Annotated in this window: 19 protein-coding genes; 8 read left to right on the forward strand and 11 right to left on the reverse strand. The window is 58.6% G+C overall.

Going from position 1 to position 20,606, the window contains the following annotated elements; translation table 11 throughout:
* The 3 genes from I6F20_RS35785 to I6F20_RS35795 form a co-directional block, all read right to left on the reverse strand.
* A partial coding sequence (locus I6F20_RS35785; protein WP_225130828.1) for a non-ribosomal peptide synthetase occupies positions 1–1,816 on the reverse strand: 1,816 nt, incomplete at its 3' end.
* Positions 1,817–2,624: 808 nt separating this feature from the next.
* On the reverse strand, positions 2,625–3,011 hold the full coding sequence (locus I6F20_RS35790; RefSeq protein ID WP_225130830.1) for an ectoine synthase: 387 nt from the start codon (positions 3,009–3,011) through the stop codon (positions 2,625–2,627).
* A gap of 773 nt (positions 3,012–3,784) precedes the next feature.
* The gene (locus I6F20_RS35795; RefSeq protein WP_225130838.1) at positions 3,785–3,994 is read right to left on the reverse strand and encodes a hypothetical protein; all 210 of its coding nucleotides are present in this window, start codon (positions 3,992–3,994) and stop codon (positions 3,785–3,787) included.
* 392 nt (positions 3,995–4,386) lie between these two features.
* On the opposite strand from I6F20_RS35795, the gene I6F20_RS35800 reads away from it, so the two are divergent.
* Positions 4,387–4,590, forward strand: coding sequence for a hypothetical protein (locus tag I6F20_RS35800; RefSeq protein WP_225130840.1), 204 nt, complete (start codon positions 4,387–4,389; stop codon positions 4,588–4,590).
* 1,347 nt (positions 4,591–5,937) lie between these two features.
* The gene (locus I6F20_RS35805; protein WP_225130842.1) at positions 5,938–6,141 is read left to right on the forward strand and encodes a hypothetical protein; all 204 of its coding nucleotides are present in this window, start codon (positions 5,938–5,940) and stop codon (positions 6,139–6,141) included.
* Positions 6,142–6,372: 231 nt separating this feature from the next.
* Here the strand turns inward: I6F20_RS35805 and panC are convergent, their stop codons facing one another.
* The 7 genes from panC to bioB form a co-directional block, all read right to left on the reverse strand.
* Positions 6,373–7,224 (reverse strand): pantoate--beta-alanine ligase, encoded by an 852-nt coding sequence (gene panC / locus I6F20_RS35810; RefSeq protein WP_225130843.1) that lies wholly within the window; start codon positions 7,222–7,224, stop codon positions 6,373–6,375.
* A 3-nt stretch (positions 7,225–7,227) separates the two neighbouring features.
* Positions 7,228–8,106 (reverse strand): 3-methyl-2-oxobutanoate hydroxymethyltransferase, encoded by an 879-nt coding sequence (gene panB / locus I6F20_RS35815; protein WP_225130853.1) that lies wholly within the window; start codon positions 8,104–8,106, stop codon positions 7,228–7,230.
* A 1,280-nt stretch (positions 8,107–9,386) separates the two neighbouring features.
* A complete protein-coding gene (locus tag I6F20_RS35820) occupies positions 9,387–10,652 on the reverse strand; it encodes an adenosylmethionine--8-amino-7-oxononanoate transaminase (protein ID WP_225130855.1) in 1,266 nt (421 codons plus the stop codon).
* Positions 10,649–11,284 (reverse strand): dethiobiotin synthase, encoded by a 636-nt coding sequence (bioD, locus tag I6F20_RS35825; protein WP_225130857.1) that lies wholly within the window; start codon positions 11,282–11,284, stop codon positions 10,649–10,651. The genes I6F20_RS35820 and bioD overlap by 4 nt, the downstream gene beginning before the upstream one ends.
* Positions 11,277–12,434, reverse strand: a complete 1,158-nt coding sequence (locus tag I6F20_RS35830) for an 8-amino-7-oxononanoate synthase (RefSeq protein WP_225130859.1) — start codon at positions 12,432–12,434, stop codon at positions 11,277–11,279. Before I6F20_RS35830 ends, bioD begins: the two co-directional genes overlap by 8 nt.
* A gap of 74 nt (positions 12,435–12,508) precedes the next feature.
* On the reverse strand, positions 12,509–12,862 hold the full coding sequence (gene panD, locus I6F20_RS35835; RefSeq protein ID WP_225130861.1) for an aspartate 1-decarboxylase: 354 nt from the start codon (positions 12,860–12,862) through the stop codon (positions 12,509–12,511).
* 51 nt (positions 12,863–12,913) lie between these two features.
* The gene (gene bioB / locus I6F20_RS35840; protein ID WP_225130863.1) at positions 12,914–13,909 is read right to left on the reverse strand and encodes a biotin synthase BioB; all 996 of its coding nucleotides are present in this window, start codon (positions 13,907–13,909) and stop codon (positions 12,914–12,916) included.
* 114 nt (positions 13,910–14,023) lie between these two features.
* Here bioB and I6F20_RS35845 point away from each other — a divergent pair, with 114 nt between their 5' ends.
* The 6 genes from I6F20_RS35845 to I6F20_RS35870 all read left to right on the forward strand — a co-directional run bounded on the left by I6F20_RS35845 (position 14,024) and on the right by I6F20_RS35870 (position 18,469).
* Complete coding sequence (locus tag I6F20_RS35845; protein WP_225130873.1) at positions 14,024–14,659, forward strand: GntR family transcriptional regulator; 636 nt, start codon at positions 14,024–14,026, stop codon at positions 14,657–14,659.
* A 135-nt stretch (positions 14,660–14,794) separates the two neighbouring features.
* Positions 14,795–15,079, forward strand: a complete 285-nt coding sequence (locus I6F20_RS35850; protein WP_225130875.1) for a Dabb family protein — start codon at positions 14,795–14,797, stop codon at positions 15,077–15,079.
* Between the two features lie 184 nt (positions 15,080–15,263).
* Positions 15,264–16,658, forward strand: a complete 1,395-nt coding sequence (gene pabB / locus I6F20_RS35855) for an aminodeoxychorismate synthase component I (protein ID WP_225130877.1) — start codon at positions 15,264–15,266, stop codon at positions 16,656–16,658.
* Entirely contained in the window at positions 16,655–17,251 is a 597-nt protein-coding gene (locus I6F20_RS35860) for an anthranilate synthase component II (RefSeq protein ID WP_225130879.1), read from the forward strand. The genes pabB and I6F20_RS35860 overlap by 4 nt, the downstream gene beginning before the upstream one ends.
* Before the next feature lie 245 nt (positions 17,252–17,496).
* Complete coding sequence (locus tag I6F20_RS38550; RefSeq protein ID WP_463671669.1) at positions 17,497–17,931, forward strand: transposase; 435 nt, start codon at positions 17,497–17,499, stop codon at positions 17,929–17,931.
* 94 nt (positions 17,932–18,025) lie between these two features.
* Positions 18,026–18,469 (forward strand): IS66 family transposase, encoded by a 444-nt coding sequence (locus I6F20_RS35870; protein WP_463671670.1) that lies wholly within the window; start codon positions 18,026–18,028, stop codon positions 18,467–18,469.
* Here I6F20_RS35870 and I6F20_RS35875 read toward each other — a convergent pair whose 3' ends face one another.
* Positions 18,470–18,940, reverse strand: a complete 471-nt coding sequence (locus I6F20_RS35875; protein WP_225131000.1) for a hypothetical protein — start codon at positions 18,938–18,940, stop codon at positions 18,470–18,472.
* Positions 18,941–20,606: the final 1,666 nt, after the last annotated feature.

The raw sequence follows: 20,606 nt of genomic DNA on the forward strand, positions 1-20,606 counted from the left end.
CGTTGCGGCCCAGGAACTCAAGATTGCCGTCCGGCAGATAACGTGCAAGGTCGCCGGTCCGGTACAGCCGATCGCCCTCGACAAAGGGACTGGCGATGAACCGCTCCGCGGTCAGCTCAGGGCGGTTGAGGTAGCCCCGTGCCACCCCCGCCCCGCCAATGTAAAGCTCGCCCACCGCGCCGAACGGCACAGGCGCGCCATAGCCATCCAGCAAGTACACCCGCGTGTTGGCGATTGGACGCCCGACGTGAGGCATCTGGGGCCAACATGACGGATCAGCTGCAAGGTGGTGCTCGGAAATGACGCTGATTTCCGTGGACCCATATTGATTGATCAATCTCGCGTTCGGATGTGCTTCGAAGAACGCCCTAAGCAGTGGAGTGGCCTGTAATCGCTCGCCGGCTGTATAAAGCTCTCTTAAAGCGCGCAGCTGCACCCGCTGCGTGCTCCAGACTTCCGCAAAATGATTCAATGCCACGAACGGGAGGAAAAGCCGCTCGATGGCCTCCCGCTCTACAAATTCCAGCAGGTCGGAGAAGCGCCTCCGGGTCTGTTCCCGCACGAGCACAAGCACTCCGCCGTCCTTCCAACAGATGAACAATTCCTGACAGGACACATCGAAGTTCAGGGTCGCGAATTGAAGTGTGCGCTGTTTTGACGTGCCAATGCCCGCAAGCGAATTCACAAGCGCGCCATGGGACATTTCAACGCCCTTGGGGATTCCGGTTGAGCCGGAGGTATAGATGACATAGGCGAGATGGCGCGATGTGAGGCCAAGCGTGCCCGGGTCCGGGTTCGAAGGCGGCCGCTCGCCCCAAGCCGGGGTCGTCGTCTCCAGATCGACCACCGTCACATCGGCCACGGCATCGGCGCCCAATGCGGTTCGACCGGCGACATCGCAAAGCAGCAGTTTCGGTTTTGCATCGTCGACAATCTGCCGCAGCCGCGCTGACGGATAAGTCGGATCTAGCGGCAGATAGGCACCGCCAGCCTTCATGATCGCCAACACACCGACCACCATCGCTAGGCTGCGTTCCAGGCAGATCGCCACCGGCTGGTCCGGCTTGACCCCGAGCTCGATCAGATAATGCGCCAGGCGGTTGGCCCGCGCATTGAGTTCGCCATAGCTCAGTCTCTCCCTCTCATGGACCACTGCAACCGCTTCCGGCGCCCTTTGCACCTGCGCCTCGAACAACTCATGGATACATCGCTCAAACGAAAAAGGCGCCGCCGTCCGATTCAAATCCTCAAGCAGATACGCGCGTTCGTCGGTTGGCAGAATGCCGATTCGGCCGACAGACTGCCCCGCATCGTCCATCACGCCGCGTAACAAAACTTGCAAATGCTGCGTCATGCCGTCGATCTGCTTGGGCGCCAATCGAGCGGCATCAAAATGCCAGCGGAAGCTCCCATCCAGAGCGCGAACCTCAAAGGTCAGCAAATCGCCGCATAAGGCTTGGCCAGTCTTGTGGCTCGCCGACAGATCGTCGGCGACGGAACAGCTTTCTGTCGCGATTGCAATACCAATCGGCCAAGGGTGGCGCGCCCGTAGCGCCTCCACTCCTCGCAGGGTCGGGCAGCGCGCGATAAGATCTCGGGCAAAGCTGGCGTGTGCCCTCAGCTGAGCGACTTCGGCCGCTACGGTTTTGCGCACTTCTTCAAAATCATAAGCAAGCTCAATGCAAACCTCCATCGGCACGACGGAGGCGATTACGAGTTTGGAGCCAGTTTGCAATCCGTCCCATGCAGGCTTCCATCCCAGTTGAAACTCTTTTTGCCCGGTGACTCGAGCGAGATAGATCAGCCAAGCGGTCACCAAATATTCCGAGCGATCTTGTGGGGAAAGTTTAGCCAAACCGCTTGGGCTAAACCACGAACTCGACTGCCATCGGGAAGGCGCCGCAGCCACGGACGATGACAGAAAAGGAAGATGCAATCTGCTAAACTGCTCGAGCCGCCGTCGCCAAAACTCCTCCCCACGCGCTAGCAGTTCATGCGCGGCAGATATGCTCTGCACCTGTTCATCGCTCAAGCTCGGAAGGCGACTTTCTTGATTCACGCAAATCGCTCACATCGGTTCGTATCTGTTGTCGGGCTTAGGCTGGTCTGCATTGATGTGACGAAACCCTTCGCCGAAGCAGATCACTCAATCTTCGTGCCAACCTTGCGCATCACCAAATATGGTGCCGGCAGCATCGCAGCTGCCACTCAACCGCGTCAGAGTTTCTGGTAAGCGTCCTCATCGAACGACTTCTCCTCTATGGCGCCCTTTAGACGATTACGCATCTATCGTGCCAACGGTGAAATCGAATTCAATCAATGCGAAAGCCACAGCAGCGCTATGTCAGCTGTCCAACAGCGTCGCCAGACATCGTACAATTGAGCGCGCTATCAATCGGCACAAACCTCCGCCCGCCTGGTCTTTCCGGACAAGGGAAAATGGACCTGGAATGCCAAAGTATTTTGTCAGCTCCGCCGAAGCGCATCGCGTGCGCCTTTCGTAAAACCGGAACAAAGACTTTTTCTGAGGTCCGCGTGCGATACGAGGCAGCGCTGGATTGCTCGAGTAAATGTATCTCGCAATTAGCGGCAGTTCATGTTGTATTGGCGTTTCTTCGCATCACTCAATATGTGGAGCCCGCCGGGTCGTCGAGCTTGTGGCGCTCGGTTCCGGTAAGGGGCGGGTTGAAGATGCTTACGAGGATCATGTCGTTGTTCCGTCCCCCGCGCAGGAAATGCTTGTCATGCTTGTCAAGCACATACATGTCACCCCTGCGAATGGGAAAGACATTGCCGTCCATGTCCTCGACCTCGCCCTCTCCGCCGATGCAGTAGCAGGCTTCGAGATGATTCCGGTATTGCAGAAGCGAAACGGTGTTAGCGCGCACCACGGTGTGGCAGATGCTAAAACCCATGCCGTCCTTATCGGTCAGAAGGCGGTGGCTAGTACCATTGCCCCAATCGACGAAGTGATCGGTTGCTTCGACGTCGCGCAGGCTACGCACAATCATAGTGTTCGATCGCCCGGTGCAGGTTGAAGTGATTGATCCAAAAGCTGGAGGCCGTTGTTCTGCCCCGGAACTGCGACTTCCCTGTCGCGCTGCCGACTGCGGTCCGTCGAAACAACCAACCGTCGGTCGCGAAGAGCCCGTGCAGCAGTCCTATGGGATCGGCTACACGCAAAAGGCCTGCCATTTGCCCGACGGCGACTAGGGAAAATATCGGCGCGAGGGTATTTCGCAGCCGAGCCCGATCGACGCGTACCAATTTGATGTTCCACCTTTGGCGTGGTGCCGCCGCTTACCTTTGGATTCCCCAGAATGCTGCTGGAGATATTGCCGGCGACATAAACTGTCTCCAATCGCAGATTTGGCAAGTCGTTTCCCTCCTTGCTGTGCCTCTCGCCGCCAGTAGAGCAAATCTCATGCCGTGGTGGCAGGCCGATGAAAGATGAAGTTGTGGCTGTCTCAGCTGGCAAGCGAGTGAGAACGATTTGGCTGGGCGTGTAGCCAATCTAACAAATTGTCGAGATATGGCCGAATACAAACGGGTCCGGAGCGAGAACCGGTCGAATAGTTCGGCTTTCTAAGGCAAAAGCCGATATAGATTGAGCAGCTGATACCCGAGCCGAATGAACTCATGTGCAGGTCAGCAGATTAGGTCTTGGGGCTGGGCCGACAGCGGGCGGATATCATCGATTATTTGCCGGGTCGCGAGCCCATGATGATGCCGTCGGCGAGAAATCGCGTGGTCCCGAATGCGAGCGTCGTTCGCGGCTCCGCGCCTATCTTGCCGACATGTCCGTCCGCTTCGGAAGGCTGAACGCGAGCGGGAAGGTCTCGGCCGAAAGAGACTCGAGGGCCGCCTGCTCCTCGGTGAGGCGTCCTTCAATGAACTGACGTTCGACATCCGACAGGTTCGACTTCAGCAGGCGAGAATAGCGGTGGATGGTGTTACGGTGAGCACGAATGCGGGCCAAATATTCATCGAGCATCCTGGACGCTCCTGAGGTCGTCGCAATCTCTACGAAGAGATATTCAGGCGAGCATGTCGTCGATCAACGCGCCGCCTGCCATCGCATCTCGGAAGCCGTTCGGCAGGCGGATAAGACTATGCTAGTTCGTGATATCATTCCCTCCCCTAGCCTAGCAACCCTCGCGACGATCCGCAGCGTTTTTGGCTCGCCATAGCCGTCCTTCTGCTCGGCTAGTCGCTCAAACAGAGCTGGATGCTTGTAAGGCGCAAGGAATAGTCGGTCACGCCCCCGGCGCCGGACGCTTGTCGCTAACAAGCTCGCCCGTCAGTATTCTCTCCCGACGAGCTGAACATCGTTTGTCGATGTGCTATACGCATCTACGTTGAGAACAGCTTTGGTTGAGAGTTTCGATGTCTCTTTCGATTGGATTGATCGTCGACGGCTATGTGAAACTAAGCAACCGCAGCGCGCTGGAGACCCTTCTGGCGCATCGGCGGGAGCTACTGCAGCAGTTGAAGTGCGTTACCGGAGTTGATCCGAAGCCAGCGATCGCTCAGGTCAGTCAAGACATCACAGTGATTGAAAGGGCACTTGCGGGGCTCGCACAGGAGTAGACAGCAATGGCGCACCCGCTCGCTTGAGTGATGGCGCTCCGGCGCCGAACACTGAGTTCGCCCTCGTTTCCGGACGAAGGTTATTAGCGTGACGCCTCACCGGCATCGTGGCGCGCAAGGGTGCGTGCGCCAAGGCTTGGATGCGCTGCCTGTTGTGCGAGCAGCTCGTTTCAACGATCGGCCTCGCAGCGAGCAACGCGCCAACCGATTCACATCGGATAACGCCGCGTCTTGGGTGACGTTAGGCCGCCATCGATTTGCGACCACGATACACCTCTGCGAGCTGGCCGGATCGCTATGCCGCAGGCGACGCGACGGCGCGCGCGAATCTGGATAGCAGGCCAGGACCTTCAGCACTGTGACTTGGAAATTCGCCTCAATGACAAGCCATGTCCTAGATCTAATCGCCACATCGTTGGTGCTCTGGAAGAGCTTCCTGACCGATCTGTTTAAGCAGATTGGGGCACGTCTCATCTCTGATGGCGGCCTTCAGGATTTTGGAGGCAACGTAGGCGCGGACGCCGGCGTCATACGGTGAGGCGCTTTCGCAGACCTCCCTATCGGCTCCAAACCCGACCGCTTGGCATCCTGCACTGTAGAGGGACTTCAATTCATGCGTTGAAGCATATCTTTGCGTCAAAAACCAGCGCCCGCCCCGCGTCTGGCGACGAAATCGGGCCAGGATCCGGCGCCCGCGCTAAGTGCCCCCTTGACTCGCCCTCCTGGCCGCTCTTGAGGGAACTTCGGCTTTATGCAGCTTAGGAGGTCGTCTGCGCGATCGTGAAGTAGTTTCATGGTCATGGGCGTGTGGTTAGTGATCCATAATTGCAGGTATTGGCAGCACACGATTTTGAGCAAACCTCCTTTGGCATGCCCGCTTGCAGGCGGATGATTTCGGTAGCGACTTGCGTTTTGGACATATAAGCCTGCTGAAGGACCCCAGCACGGAGACGCGAACGTCGCGTGAAAATTCATCGGAGGCGCTGCCGCAATGCAGGATTTGAGCGCGAGAGCGCGGCTCGTTGCATTAATCGATATTGCCATTTTGTTACCAGTCTGCGCCCAGAGCAATCACATGCAGCCGGAGGGCGGCATATTCCGCGGCCACATTGTTGGGGGTCATTACTGCAACTGAGCTTGAGCGACGAGCGAGATGGCGTCGCCGAAAGTGCCGTCGAATCTACGACCTGGGCGAAGGCCCTTTGCAGGGAGTGAGCTAGCAACCAGCCCACCGCGGGCTGCGTGTGAAACGCTCTGATCTGACGCCGAGGCGCCTCGTTCAGGGAAGAGAAGCAACTGGGCTGTTCAGATTATCTGCTGTGTTTGTCGAATCGGAAAGGGAGCTACATGAATCATCTCGGCAGCAGCTATCGTCGCACACCATCTGTGATGACAGACGAACAGCACGAGCTGAAGCGGTGCAAGCAGGAGATTGCGCGCCTCAAACAGCTGGTTGTACGACTTTCTGAAATTGTTTTGCGCGACGTCGTAAAAAGCGCGCAAAGCGGTCGGAACGCCCCGGAGTGTCCAAGCGAGCCGCCGAAATCATAAAACGGAAAGCGAACTCGCACTTGGCTGCTCTCGGCAGCGCGGCAGCGGCCCCGCCTCGCTCCACCCCGTCAGCCGGCAGAGCCGATCTCAGCCGACATCATGAGGTTGAGCGGGGGGGCAGTTGTTCAGCACGCAAAGGGCAGTTCCGGGTCGCCTTCGAGAGATGTTGAGGATTTCAGGGCCAACCCATCCGGTTCGACTGTTTGTGAGCGCAATCACTTGCGGATCTAGCTACGATGGCGACCGGGATAGGACTACATTGTCGATCAACCGAGTGGAGCCGACGTACGCTGCGACACAGAGTGCCGCCGGGTAGCGCAGAGGGCTCTCGGCAATCCTTAGGGTCCCAGTGTCGACAAGCTCAAGGTACTGCAGTCGATCGACCATTTCCAAATGCTTTCTTGCAAGCGCAATCAGCGTTGCCGCATCGCGCTCCCCTGAGGCAAACTCATGCGCTGCGGCGAACAAGCCACGGCTGATCGCAAGGCTCCGACCACGTTCTTCCGAGCTGAGATAACGGTTGCGACTGCTCATTGCCAGCCCATCTGGCTCCCGCACGGTTGGCACAGTGACAATCTCGATCGGAAGATTCAGATCAACCGTCACGCGGCGTATCACAGCGCATTGCTGAAAATCCTTCTGTCCAAAGTACGCGACGTTCGGCTGCACCATGTTGAATAGCTTGCAGACGACAGTCGCTACACCACGAAAATGTCCAGGCCTGAAAGCACCGCAGAGCGGTTTTGCGAGTTCGCCCGGCTCGACAAAGCTCTCAAATTGAGCCGGATAGATCTCCTCTGCACTTGGCGCGAAGATGATGGTGACCCCGGCACTGCGGCACCACGCTTCATCGCGCGCGAAGTCGCGAGGGTACCTGCTGAGATCCTCATTTGGGCCGAACTGAGTGGGGTTGACGAAGATGCTGACGACAGTGACGTCGCAGTGTCCCCGGCTTGCCGAGATCAGGGCCAGGTGGCCGTCGTGCAAGTATCCCATCGCCGGAACGAATCCGATGCGCTTATCGGCATTGCGAACGTCTGCAAGGGCGCGACGCAGCTCAGCGACCTTCGTAATGACTTGCATTTCTTACCTTGAGGTTGAATTGGAGGGCACCCAGTTGGCGACGGCATGCCGAAGCTGATCAGGAAGCCGATAGCACTCCTCCGAGCCCGGGAATGCACCTTTGCGGATATCGGCAGCCCAGCGCGACAGCGCCTCCTGGAACAGCTGGAATCCATTTGTATAGGCACGAACGAATTTGGGGCGATGACCTTCGGTTAGCCCCAAGACATCATGAAACACGAGCACTTGGCCCGAGCAATCAGGTCCTGCTCCGATCCCGATGGTGGGTATCGTGAGACATTCGGTCGCTCGCGACGCGAGCTCGGCAGGAATGCCCTCCAGGACCAGCGCGAAGCAGCCGGCTTCCTGCAGACGGTGGGCGTCATCGAGCAGCCGCAAGGCGGTATCCGTTGTCCGTCCCTGCACCTTGAATCCACCCATGACGTTGACGCTCTGCGGGGTCAGACCGAGATGTCCCATCACAGGAATTTCGCAATCGACCAAGGCGCGTACCATATCGATGCGTTTGGCACCACCCTCGAGTTTCACAGCATCGGCGCCACGCTGCAGAAAACCTCCTGCGTTGCGAATCGTATCCTCAGAACCGACATGAAAGCTCAGAAAGGGCATGTCGGCCACAAGCAGGGCATGAGGCTTCGTGCGCGCAACAGCCTCCAGGTGATGATTCATCATGGCCACGCTGACGGGCAGCGTGTTGTCGAATCCCAGGCAGACGTTTCCAACGCTATCGCCGACCAGGATGATATCGACAATGGGATCCGCGATGCGCGTCGCAACCGCATCGTAGGCGGTGGTCATCACGACACGCCGTCCTTTATCCTTCCACTGCTGCAGTGCCGGAATCGTGACACGCTCTAGAGGCTGCTCTGAACTGTGGCTCATATTGAATCCGCTCCCCACACACCGTCGGCGCTTCCTAGAGAAGGCAGGAGAAACCTGTCAATGGTATGGAGGATGGAGATCCCAGTTTCTCTAGAACTGGAGAACAGAGCAAAAACAGCCCAATGGTCGCGCAACCATGAGACAAGACCTTCCTCATCGCGATTTCACCTCCCGATGGCTCGTCTTCCCGTGCAGTTTCAGCGGCTATGCCAGCCGCGGCCTCAATCGAGGAGCGGCGCTCGCGACGAGCCACCATCTGCACGCGTTTCTGGGCTAGTTGCAGTCTCTCCAAACGGTGACGGCTCGACCGGACCGAGCTGCAGATGCACGCGTGGGGACTTCGTCTTTAGGCACATCTGCGTGTCTGCCCCCTAGGGGTACTCGTTAGCCTCCCGCTTTCGCGCTGGCGCACCGAGCAAAGCAAACGGATGGCAGGCCAGGAACGTCCAAAAGTCACAGGCCGCCGTAAGCGCAGCGAGAGTCGCGGTCGAGTAGATGTCGTCGCGAAGGCGCTCAGACCGAGCCAGCCTGCTGGCCCTGTAGGCTCTGAAGTCGATTATTTTTGCCGATGTTTCTGTCACTTGATTTCCACGCGCTCTAGAGGGCCACTTGAATTCTCTGACCAGGGTCGTACCGGCACAACTCAGTCCATTCCTAAGCGGCTCGCCCCCGTCGCAACCAATTCTGATCGGCCTCCCGCCGCGCCTTAAAGCGGTTGACGCATTTCTTGGAGCAAAGGGCCGTTCGCCAGCAGTAATGGCGGATCAGCCCAAACTTTCCGCCGCATATCGCGCAGCATGTGGCTGAATGGTCGGGGGAATTACGGAATCCAATGTGCATTCTCGCCTCCTGTCAGACGTTTACTTGGGGAAGCCCCGCTGCCCTCTGACCACAGCACCACGCGCGCACCAAAGGTGCGGTCGCCCGGCGGTCCATTTCCCTGGTTCTTGCAGCCATCAAGAGTCTTGACTCTGATGTGCGGCTGCCTCGCGAAGCAGTACTTTCCGCAGAAAGCCTCGCCGAGAATTTGCTCAAGATAATGGATTTCTCTATCGTGGTTAACGCAATTCGCCCGACATTTCGGCCAAATGCTGCGCCTTTCATGGCTAGCCCGCAGGATTGCTGCGGCAGCGGGGTCGGGAGCGCTTAAGTGCTTAAAGCACGATCAGCCTGCGAGCCTTGGGTGCTGCATTCTCGTTGCACTATCAAGCGGCAGCAATACGGACACTTTCGCCTTCCAAGATGCTGTCGCTGCAGATGATTGCACAGCCTCGTGCATCTCACATCAGCAAGTCAGCAGCGTCGCGGATGGCAGTATAGATTTCATCAAGGTCGGCCGCCGTAACGCAGTAAGGCGGCATCACGTAGATCGTGTTACCGAGTGGGCGTAGCAGCAGATTCCGCGCTTGGAAGAAAGCCAAAAGCCTCGGACCGATGTCCGCCAGATAGCCGGCATCGCTCGTGTTGAGTTCAAGCGCTGTGACTGTTCCCGTGCGTCGGACGTTTGCGAACCGTGAATCGGCGCGGAATGGCACGAGTGCCTGCTCTTGCATCCTGGCCAAGGATGCCAGCCGCCAGCGATATTCCTGATCCTGCCATAGGTCCAGATTAGCCTTGGCCGCGGCACAGGCCACTGGATTGGCCGTATATGAGCTCGAATGAAAAAACGTACGTGTGCGATCTTCAGAATAATGCGCATCGAAAATATCGGCACGACAGAGTGTGACGGCGAGCGGCAGCGCCCCACCCGTGAGGCCTTTCGAATAGCAGGCAATATCGGGCATGACATCGGCCTGCTCACACGCAAACAAGGTACCCGTCCGGCCCCAGCCGGTCATGACCTCGTCCGCAATGAACAAGACGTCGAAGGCTTCGCAGATCCGCTTCATCTCTCTTAGGGTCGAGGGAGAATACATCAGCATTCCACCGGCACCCAATATCAGGGGTTCCACGATAAAGGCTGCGGGATGTTCGTTTCTACACGCGTTTTCAAGCGCATCGAGCGCTCTTTGCTCACGATCTCTTGCCGGGAACGGAATCGAGGTCACCTCGAACATCAGCGCCCCGTAGGCCGCATTGAAGACGCCTCGGCTACCTACCGACATCGCCCCGATCGTGTCGCCATGGTACGAGTGCTGCATCACCACAATTTGGGTTCGCTGTCTTCCGGTATTGCGCCAGTAGCCGAGCGCCATTTTCAGCGCGACTTCGACGCTGGTTGACCCGCTATCGGAGAAGAACACATGTTCGAGCGCCGGGGAGGTGACCTTCAATAGTTCCGTCGCAACTTGCTCAGCCGGGTCGTGAGTGTATCCGGCGAAGATGACCTGGTTGAGCTTGCCTGCCTGCTCTCGGATCGCGTTCACGATGCATGGATGGCAATGGCCGTGGGTCACGACCCACCAGGAGGAGATTGCATCGATAAGGCGTCGGCCATCTTCGGTGTAGAGATAAGCCCCCTCTCCCCGCAGCACCTTCGTCATGTCCCGCTGTAGAGCATGCTGCGTGAACGGGTGCCAGATCGGCGACCTCCTGGCTATCTTCATAGGTTCAGGAAATCGCTGCTAACAAAGGAGTCTTTGAAAGCCGCCTGCAGCCTATCGTCCGTGAGGGGAACAACCCACGGGAGCCGTCCCAACCAACGCACTCTCCCGATCTCGCAAATCGCGCTTTCAGTTTCGGCGTTTCTTTCGCCAATGAACGCAATTCCAAGGATTCGAATCTGACGCTTCCGCAGAGCCTCTATGGAGAGCAGGGAGTGATTGATTGTGCCCAGTCCCGTCCTTGCGCAAAGCACGACGGGGAGCTGCCAGCGCTCGAAGATGTCGATGTAAAGAGTGCGCGCTGTCAGCGGCACCATGAGTCCGCCGGCGCCCTCGATCACGAGTTGCCGCTCGCCGCTGTCCGGCAGTCGAAGCGTCTCTGTATCTATGCGAACACCGTCGATCTCCGCGGAGTAATGGGGCGACGCAGGCGTCCGAAGTCGGTAGAGCTCCGGGACAATCCGATCGGACGAGAGGCCACCGAGGCGGCGGATGCACTCGGAATCGGTCTCTTGTTCGAGTCCAGCCTGGACCGGCTTCCAGTAATTCGCGCCGAGAAGGCCGGCGAGCCCTGCGGAAAATACCGTTTTGCCGACCCCGGTGTCCGTACCAGCCACGACGATCCGCTTATTCATCAAAACGAGCCCTCGTCACCTCAACCAGCGCATCGAGCATTGCGCGCACGTCCTCTTCCCCAACATTGAGTGTCAACGAAATTCGCAACCGGGCGGTGCCTGCAGGGACGGTTGGCGGCCGAATTCCGCGGATGTCGAAGCCGCGCGCCTGCAGAGCAGAGGCAAGTCGCATTGCATGAGCATTATCACCTACGATGTACGGCACGATCTGAGAGGTCGATGGTGTGCGCAAACCAAGCAAGGTGATCTGCCGATGGGCGAACGCAACGAGATTGGCCAGCCGCTGCTGCCGCTCCGGCTCTTTCTGCAGGGTGAGAAGTGCCTCTCGAACGGCAACGGCCATCAATGGTGATGGGGCGGTGGCAAAAATAAACGGACGGCAGCGGTTGACCATGAAATCGCGCAAGATGCCGGAGGCCGTAACCAGTGCACCCGCCGCACCGAGCGCTTTGCCGCAGGTATGAACGACGATGAGATTTTCGCGCCTGTCATAAGGGGCCGTGAGCCCTCGTCCCTGATGCCCGTAAGCGCCTGTGGCATGAGCCTCATCCACGATCAGAAACGCGTCGTGGCGATCGGCGATTGCCACCAGCTCTTCGAGTGGAGCGAAATCGCCGTCCATACTGTAGAGACTTTCGGCCACAATCCAGACGCGGCCCGCCCCACCTTTGTTTCGCCAGTCGCGAATTTCGTCTTCGAGTGACTGGGGATCATTGTGCGCGTGAATTCGACACTCTGCGCGGCCGGCCCGTGCCCCCTCGTGAATACTGGCGTGCACGAGCGAATCGAGAACGAGCAGATCGCCGTGCTGCGGCAGCGTTGTCAGGAGGGCAAAATTTGCGATGTAGCCGCCTCCAAAGAAAAGCGCTGCCTCCGCGCCAAAGAACTGAGCCGCTTCCGTCTCGAGCCGTTCATGCTCCTCGCAATTGCCGCGCAGAAGCCGCGACCCGCCGGCTCCAATCGGAGTGCCCGCATCGAGCGCGGCGACCATCGCCTTTTTGATGTGCGAGTCGTTGCCGAGCGCCAGATAGTCGTTCGATGCGAAATCGATCCCCACGCGGGGCTTGAGGCAGCGCAGCCGTTTATCTTCGTTCAACGCATTCAACGCTGCGACGTAGGGACCAAGTCTAGCTGTTTGGATTGACCGCATTCATCACTCCGAGGCTCGCATCAAATCACGCAAAAAATGCGTTGGCCGTTTAAGAAGGAAGGATGGCCGGAGGTTCAACTTGCCAGGATGCGATTGTCTCTGTCCACACGCACAATGCGTGGCTTGAATATCTTTGCTTCGGCCTCGTCGAATGAGGCATATGCAACGATAATGATCTTGTCTCCGGGCATCGCCAGTCGGGCGGCCGCACCGTTCAGGCTTATCGTGCCAGACATCGGCGGCGCCTCGATCACGTAGGTGGCAAAGCGCATCCCTGTTTCGACATTGTAGATTTCGACGCGCTCGTTGATCACCATTCCTGCCGCGTCCAGGAGCGTACGATCTATCGAGATCGAGCCTTCATAGTGAAGATCAGCTTCGGTCACTGAGGCGCGATGGATTTTGCCCTTCATCAAAGTTATCTGCATTTCTCACCTAGGCTGGATGTAGGGGGCAACATATTGCGCGCACTGCTTCCGTCAGGAGAGCCCGGACGTGATGCCGAGCCGGGCCAGCAGATCCGCGTCGCGATCAACTTTCGGGTTTTTGGTGGTCAAGAGCACGTCGCCGACGAAGATTGAATTTGCGCCGGCCAAGAAGCAAAGCGCCTGCAATTCATCGGTCATGTATTGCCGCCCGGCGGACAAGCGAACCACACTCCTCGGCATCATGATCCGCGCGGTCGCCAGCAGCCGGACCAGCGCGATCGGATCGGGAGGCCCCGCGGTGTCTTCCACCGGCACGCCCTCGATCTTGTTCCACAGGTTGATCGGCACGCTTTCGGGATGGTTGGGAAGATTGGCGAGCAGCACGAGCATACCCAGGCGGTCCTCGACGCGCTCGCCCATGCCGATAATCCCGCCGCAGCAGATCTTGATGCCGGCATCGCGCACATGCGCCAGCGTATCGATGCGGTCCTGCAGGCTGCGGGTGGTGATGATCTTGCTGTAAAACTCGGGCGATGTGTCGACGTTGTGATTGTAGAAGTCAAGGCCGGCCTCGGCGAGGCGCGCGGCCTGCTTCGTTGTCAGCATGCCGAGCGTGACGCACGTTTCCATGCCGAATCCCTTGACCGCCTTGACCATGTCGCAGACGGAATCAAGATCGCGATCTTTTGGCGTGCGCCAGGCCGCGGCCATGCAGAAGCGCGTGGCGCCGGCACCCTTCGCGCGCTGCGCGGTCGCAACCACATCGGCGCAACGCATCAGACGAGTGGCTTTCAGGCCGGTCTCGTAATGCGCGCTTTGCGAGCAGTAGCCGCAGTCTTCCGGACAGCCGCCGGTCTTGATGCTGAGCAGGCTCGCAGTTTCGACGTGGTTTGGATCGAAGTTCTTGCGATGAGCGTGCTGCGCCTGAAGCATCAGGTCGGCAAAAGGACGGTCGTAGAGCGCCTTAGCCTCTTCGACATTCCAATGATAACGAACCTGCGTCCCGTTGCCTGCTTCCTTCCGCTGGACTTGCGCAGCAGCATCCATAAGCCAATCCCGCTCAATTGTAGATAATCGCGTCAATTATCTATAGTCATTGCCCTCGAAGAGATGCTAATCGAGCTGTCTCGCAAATGCACCGGTTATTGCGGTAGATAATCTATGATCACTAGTGACAACATGACGACGGTCGCGCGCATCGCGGACTCAATTGCTGAGCGCATTATCAGCGGCGCCTTAGAGCCAGGCGCGCCACTCCGTCAGGATCACGTGGCACGAGAATTCAATTCCAGCCACGTCCCCGTGCGCGAGGCCTTTCGGCAGTTGCAGGCACAACATCTTGTTGTCGCGGTGCCGCGTCGCGGTGTTCGGGTTTCCCCGCTCGATACCCGTTCAGTGAAGGAGATCGCCGAAATGCGCGCCGCGCTCGAAGTGGTGGCATTGCGCCATTCGGGGCCAAGGCTCACAACAGCTCATTTGGCTCAGATCGAGCTCGCCCTGATCGAAGGAGACAATGCAAAGACGATCGAGGAGTTTGAGACAGCCAACCGCGCCTTTCACCAAGCCTTGGTCGCGCCGTGCGGAATGCCGCGTCTGCTCGCGAGCCTCGATGGACTGCAGCTTGCCAATTCTCGATTGGTGTTCGCGATGGCGCGATCGGTGGGCTGGCGACCGCGCTCCAATCAAGATCACCGCCTGATTCTGCAAGCCTTGCGAACGCGCAACGTCGATCAAGCCTGTAATCTGCTCACGCGGCACATTCAAACCATTGAGCGCCTTGCCCTTCCGGCGCCCTGAGCAAATCTGGCAAGCTTCATTGCGGATCGCCGACGATCGCAAGCGACGATCATGCGGCAAGCGACTAGCCTCATTGCAACGGGCTCTATTCCCAGATAGTTATGCCACCCACTAGCGACATCTCCACGGACGGCCATGATTCGTCACATCGTCTTCTTCAGCGCCAAGGACGAGGCGCATATCGACCATATCATCGAAGGTCTTTCGCTTCTCACCACGATACCACATGCGCGCCGGCTTGAGGTTGCCCGCAACCGCAAGACCGATCAGCTCGGCAACGATATCGATGTCGTGGTCTATGGTGAGTTCGACAGCGAGGCGGAGCTCGCAGCGTACAAGGCGCACGATCTCTACCGGGAGTCGATTAAGCGGGTCCGACCGCTCCGCGAGCTGCGGTTCGCGGCCGACTACGATGCATAGATACCCCTTGCGCCTCCACGGCAGGATGATCCAGGTGCTGTCGCAGCAAAAAGTCCACCGCCTGGTTAACTTGGCAATGGGCCTCAAGTTTCGGCCCATCGCAGGCAAGCGTCGTTCTCATCGGGGGGGCCAACAGATGGAACGGCACTTTCACGACGTCAGCCGCCGGTGACCGATAACCACGATGTACGTTCGCGAGTTGCAGTGGGTTGACCCTGTCATAGCGATGCGACGTCTCGGGCATCGATCGCATCTCACGTTTCTCGATAGCGTAGCAAGGCACGAGCTGCTTGGGCGCTACTCATATCTAACGTGCGACCCGTTCAGCACCTATAGGGTCGCGAACGGCCAAGTCAGTTGGAACGGACTGACTCTCGAGGCCGATCCATGGAAGGTCCTTCGCACGCTACTCGCGAAGTACCCGCAAGAGCATCGTCCCGATCTCCCGCCGTTCCAGGGAGGAGCGGCGGGCTACCTTGCCTACGACATGAACAGGACATTGGAGCGATTGTCTGCGCCGGCAATTGCCGGTCTGGGTTTGCCCCAATCCATCCTGCATTTCTATGATGTGGTCATCAGCTTCGACCACCGGGATAACAAATGCTGGATCGTCTCGACCGGATGGCCGGAGCAGGATCGGGTGCGACGGAGCGAACGAGCGCGTCGTCGAGCCGACCAGTTTGCAGCATTGCTTGCCGGTCCAAAGGCGCCACAGAAGGGTTGTCCCAGCAAAGCGGGCGCATGGCGCTCGAACTTCAGCCGCGAGGGCTACGTTGCGGCGGTACAACGCGTGATCGACTTGATCCTGGCGGGTGACGTGTTCCAGGCGAATATTGCGCAGCGTTTCAGCGCCCGCCTGTCGACCTCGTTTGATCCACTCGCCTTCTATTGCCAGCTACGATCATTGAATCCAGCGCCTTTTGCGGCCCTGCTGCGATGGGGAAAGCTGACCATCGCATCAAGTTCGCCGGAACGATTCCTGAAGCTTGAGGGACGACAAGTCGAGACACGACCTATCAAGGGCACGATCGCGCGTTCTCCTGATTTCAAGGAAGACCAGCGCCGTGCGGCTGTTCTCCTCGCTTCCGAAAAGGATCATGCCGAGAACACGATGATTGTTGACCTTTTGCGCAACGATCTGTCACGCGTTTGCACCGCGCATTCGGTCGAGGTTCCGGCCCTGTGCAATCTCGAGTCCTATGCCTCAGTGCACCATCTCGTGTCGATCGTTACGGGGAAACTTGCCGGAGGCGAAGACGCCGTTAGCCTGCTCCGTGCTTGCTTCCCCGGCGGCTCCATTACGGGAGCGCCAAAGCTGCGGTCGATGGAAATTATTACAGAAATCGAGCGCATAGCGCGAGAGGTCTATTGTGGGGCGATCGGCTTCATCGGCTTCAACGGGCACATGGACACAAGTATTGCGATCCGCACGGTCACGATCGACGGCGACCTGGCTGTGTTTCATGCGGGCAGCGGTATAACGGCCCTGTCGGAGCCCGAGGCCGAATACGAGGAAACGCTCGCCAAGGCAGAGCGAATCTTTGATGCATTTGGTTCTGAACCAGCTGGTGCATTTTGATTGTCATCATCGATAATTACGATTCCTTCGTGTTCAACATTGCCCGCTATTTCCACAAGCTCAGTGAAGCAACGGAAGTGATCCGAAACGATGCTATCAGCATCAGCGAGCTCGTTGGTCTCAACCCGCGCGCGGTGGTCATATCGCCCGGCCCCTGCACCCCAAATGAGGCAGGAATATCGACAGCAGTGGTTCGCGAACTTTCAGGACGCGTACCAATTCTCGGCATCTGCCTTGGACATCAATGTATTGGAAGCGTTTTCGGAGGACGGGTGGCGCGTGCGCATCGGCCCATGCACGGTCGGCGCTCGTACATTGCGCATGACGGCCGAGGGTTATTCAAGGGGCTGCCAACCCCGCTTGACGTCGGACGCTACCATTCTCTTATCGTCGAGCTTGATCAGTCATGTGCGCAGAATCTCATAGTGACAGCGCGTTCGGAGGAAGGCGAGATCATGGCCTTCACGCACGGCTATTATCCCACTTATGGGGTCCAGTTCCATCCCGAGTCGATACTTACGTCACAGGGGCACGTCCTGCTTATGAACTTCTTGCGACTCACAGAGGATTTTCGAAACCACGCGGAGCAATGAGAGGCGGCTCGCCTGCCGATCAAGATGGTGGACTGTTGGTTTCCGACGTGGTTGGAAGGCGCAGCGCCATATGGCAGGCATTTTGTGGTAATCAGCGCTGTTCCGTGCTCGGCTCCGCAGTCAGCGGCGCGCCTCCGACAGAAACCGGACCTTGCGGTTTCGTGAGCGTCATCGAGGCACCACGCGCTGAGGGCTGATCTAGTCGGTTAGAAAGATCTCGTGGAATGGTTCGTCACGAGATCACCATGTCAAAGGATAGTCGTAAGGATGGCGATAAGGATAGGCATACGTCTATCCTCAAGGACGGCTCGGACACGCTGCAGCGTGTCGAGATCATTACCGGGACGGGCCGGCGACGGCGCTGGTCGACCGATGCGAAGGCGGCGATTGTCGCGGAGAGTTTTGCGCCGGGTGCAAGCGTGTCCGCGATGGCGCGACAACACGACATCAGCCCAAGCCTGTTGTTTCTGTGGCGTCGTCGGACAATGCGGGCGAAGGTGGTGGAGCGCGGGTACGGAGACGTGCCAGCTGGCTTTTGCCGGTCGCGATCACCGGCTGCGGGGGCAAATTGCCCTCGTGCGAAGAGCAGGCGGCAATCGAGATCGAGGTCGGCGCGGTTTGTATCCGTGTCAGGGGGACGGTCGACCGCCGGGCGCGGTGCGAGGTGCTGGCCGCAGTAGGGACGGTTGGCCGATGATCGGGCTCCGACCAGGGTTGTCGATCTGGATCGCGACGCAGCCGATCGATTTCCGTCACGGCATGGACTAGCTAGCGATGCTGGTGAGCGAGGCGTTTGGGGCCGATCCGTACGACGGCGGACTTTGTGTCTTCCGCTCCAAGCGCCGAGATCGCGTGAAGAAGTCCGGTCTTGGCAAGGCCATCAGCTACACTCTCAACCATTGGGAAGGTCTGACGCGCTTCATCGATGACGGGCGCATCGAGATCGACAGCAATACGGTCGAACGCAGCATCAAGCCGATAGGCCTGGGAAAGAAGAACTACTTGTTCGCCGGCAGTGAAGGCGGGGCCGAGACATGGGCCATTCTCGCGTCGCTCATCAACACGGCGAAGCTGAACGACATCGATCCGCGGCACTATCTGACCAATGTTCTCGAGCGCATCGTCTCCGGACGTACAAAGATCAATCGGCTGCACATGCTGTTGCCGTGGAATTGGAAAGCCGAGCGCGATGGTTCTGAGGCAAAGCTCGCCGCCTGATCAGTTCGACGGCAGGGCATCTGTAACTTCCTGCGCATCGCGGGTGTCGTCCGTCATAGACTCGTCGCGGATCACGCGCGGCGTCACCTCGTGCAGATAGACTTGCAGCGACCTCGCCAGCTCGGTGAACTCCGGCAGCAGCACCTTGTCGACGAAGCCCAGTGACGCACGGATCATCACCGTGTTGCGTCGCTGGCGGTGATAACGAAATGGCCGGAGCCCGTATCGACGGCAAAGCGCTAAAACAAGCGTAAGCGCGTAGGTCACCCCATGTAGCGGATGATGTTCGATTGTCAGAGAATCTCCTGGCGATTTGTCCCAGGAGTTCATGTGAGGGAACATATGTCTGATACCAAGAATTTCGAAGTTATCACGGCTGCAGCCGAGCGGCTTAAATAGAACTGCTGTGTCTATCATTTTGCGGACAATAGCGCGCTCTTGGATCGAGAGACGGCTCGGCAATATGGTCATGTTCACGAGGAATGTCTAGCCAGCTAGACCGCTACTGTGTAAGCGGTGCGACGTATTTGGTCCGGACGCGCCTGATGCGTGATCCAAATGGTAAACTCTCCTCCTCGAAGACCCGCCCGAAGCCGGATGTCGTAACCGGCGATCAGTCATAAAGCTTGCAGTGGACTAGGCTGACCGCCCCTCCGGTCCGTCGCGCCGCTGTAGCGGCCGCTGATCGTAAGCGCGCCGAACGGCCTTTTGTCTGGACCTGAACGTCCTGACGTCTAGTGGCAAGCTGCCCTGGGGCCCCTTCCATTTGTGATTTGTCGCGCAGGTCTGTCAGCTTTCAGTAAGCTCCCCCGGATACAGAGCCGTTGAGGTTGGCGGGATGTGGCAGGGACAGTGCTAGCGTACCAGAACGGTCGGCGCCGAGTCATGTTTCTCGTCAGCCTCATCAGCAGTGCGGATGCGGCAGGAACCTTTCGTCAACTCAGCCCCCCGCCGGTAGGATCCGGACCGCGCCCGCACTGCTTCATTGGGCGGCTCGGCGTACAAATCAAGCACATCCTCGATGCGCCGGAGGCAGACAGGCGGTGCGCAAGCTAAAGGCGCAGATGCCGCCGATGCCGGGATGAGTGGTGACGATATCGCCAGCAGCGTGGACGTCGGCCACTCGATGGTCTATCGAACCCGTCGGCGTTTTGTCGCAAGGCAACCCGGTGGCCGCCCAGAGCGGAGAGCCCGTGCAGGGGCAGAGCGCGAGCTCAACGACAAAGAAGAGGTCCTTCTGGTGGCCACCTCCTGCTTCAGCCCTCCGACCGCGCGCGCTGGACACTGGAGCTGCTGGCCGACGAGACGGTCAGACTGACGTCGCAGGAGAGCCTGTCGCGCGAGACGGCGCCTGGCCGAGAACGATCTCAAGCCATGGCGCAGAAGCATGTGGTGCACTCCAAAGGTACAAATGGGGTATGTGGCCAGTGAAGGCCATCTAGCACCGGCCGCCGTCGACTTTGCCGAGCGCATGCGCGAATTTCATTGCCCCCGAAGCATGCCAATTGGCTCAACATCATCGAGATCGAGATTAGCGCGCTCGCCCGTCAGTGTCTCGACCGGCGCATCGACAGTTATGCCCATCTCGTCAGAGAGACCGCTGCATGGGAGAACGCCGCAACGCCGAGCGCGCACCCATCAATTGGATGTTCGCGATCGAGAAGGCGCGCACCAAATTAGGCCGCTCTCTATTCTAAAATATCTACCAGAGTGCCGAAAGCAAAAAGACTCAAAATCTCTGTGCCGAAACACTAGGTGCCCACGAGCCCCGTTCAGCCAAGTTGCGGCCGATGGAAGAGAAGAACGCGGCCTCCCGGTAGGCTCTCGGCCGTGTAGGGCTGACCGTGGACTAAGAAACGGGTCATTGGGACATCCCGGCTCGGCAGAAGACCTAGGCTCTGCAATATGTCGATCACGACAGGCGAAGCCTCTTGGGGGCCGTGCGTCCAGTGATCGCCGAACAACTCTCTCAGTTCAGGCACTTGCGGGAGTGGCTGATGGCCTGATGCCGGTGCGGCAGACGGCAGGGAAAGGTTTGGCGCCAGCGCCGAAGGAGCGTCCTCACGCCATTCGAAAAGTGCCGGCGAATCAAACCCTGGCGCAAGACCGCCATAGATATCTGAGGAAGTCCTTGGTG

Source organism: Bradyrhizobium sp. IC3123, assembly GCF_020193625.1.
GTDB classification, from domain to species: domain Bacteria; phylum Pseudomonadota; class Alphaproteobacteria; order Rhizobiales; family Xanthobacteraceae; genus Bradyrhizobium; species Bradyrhizobium yuanmingense.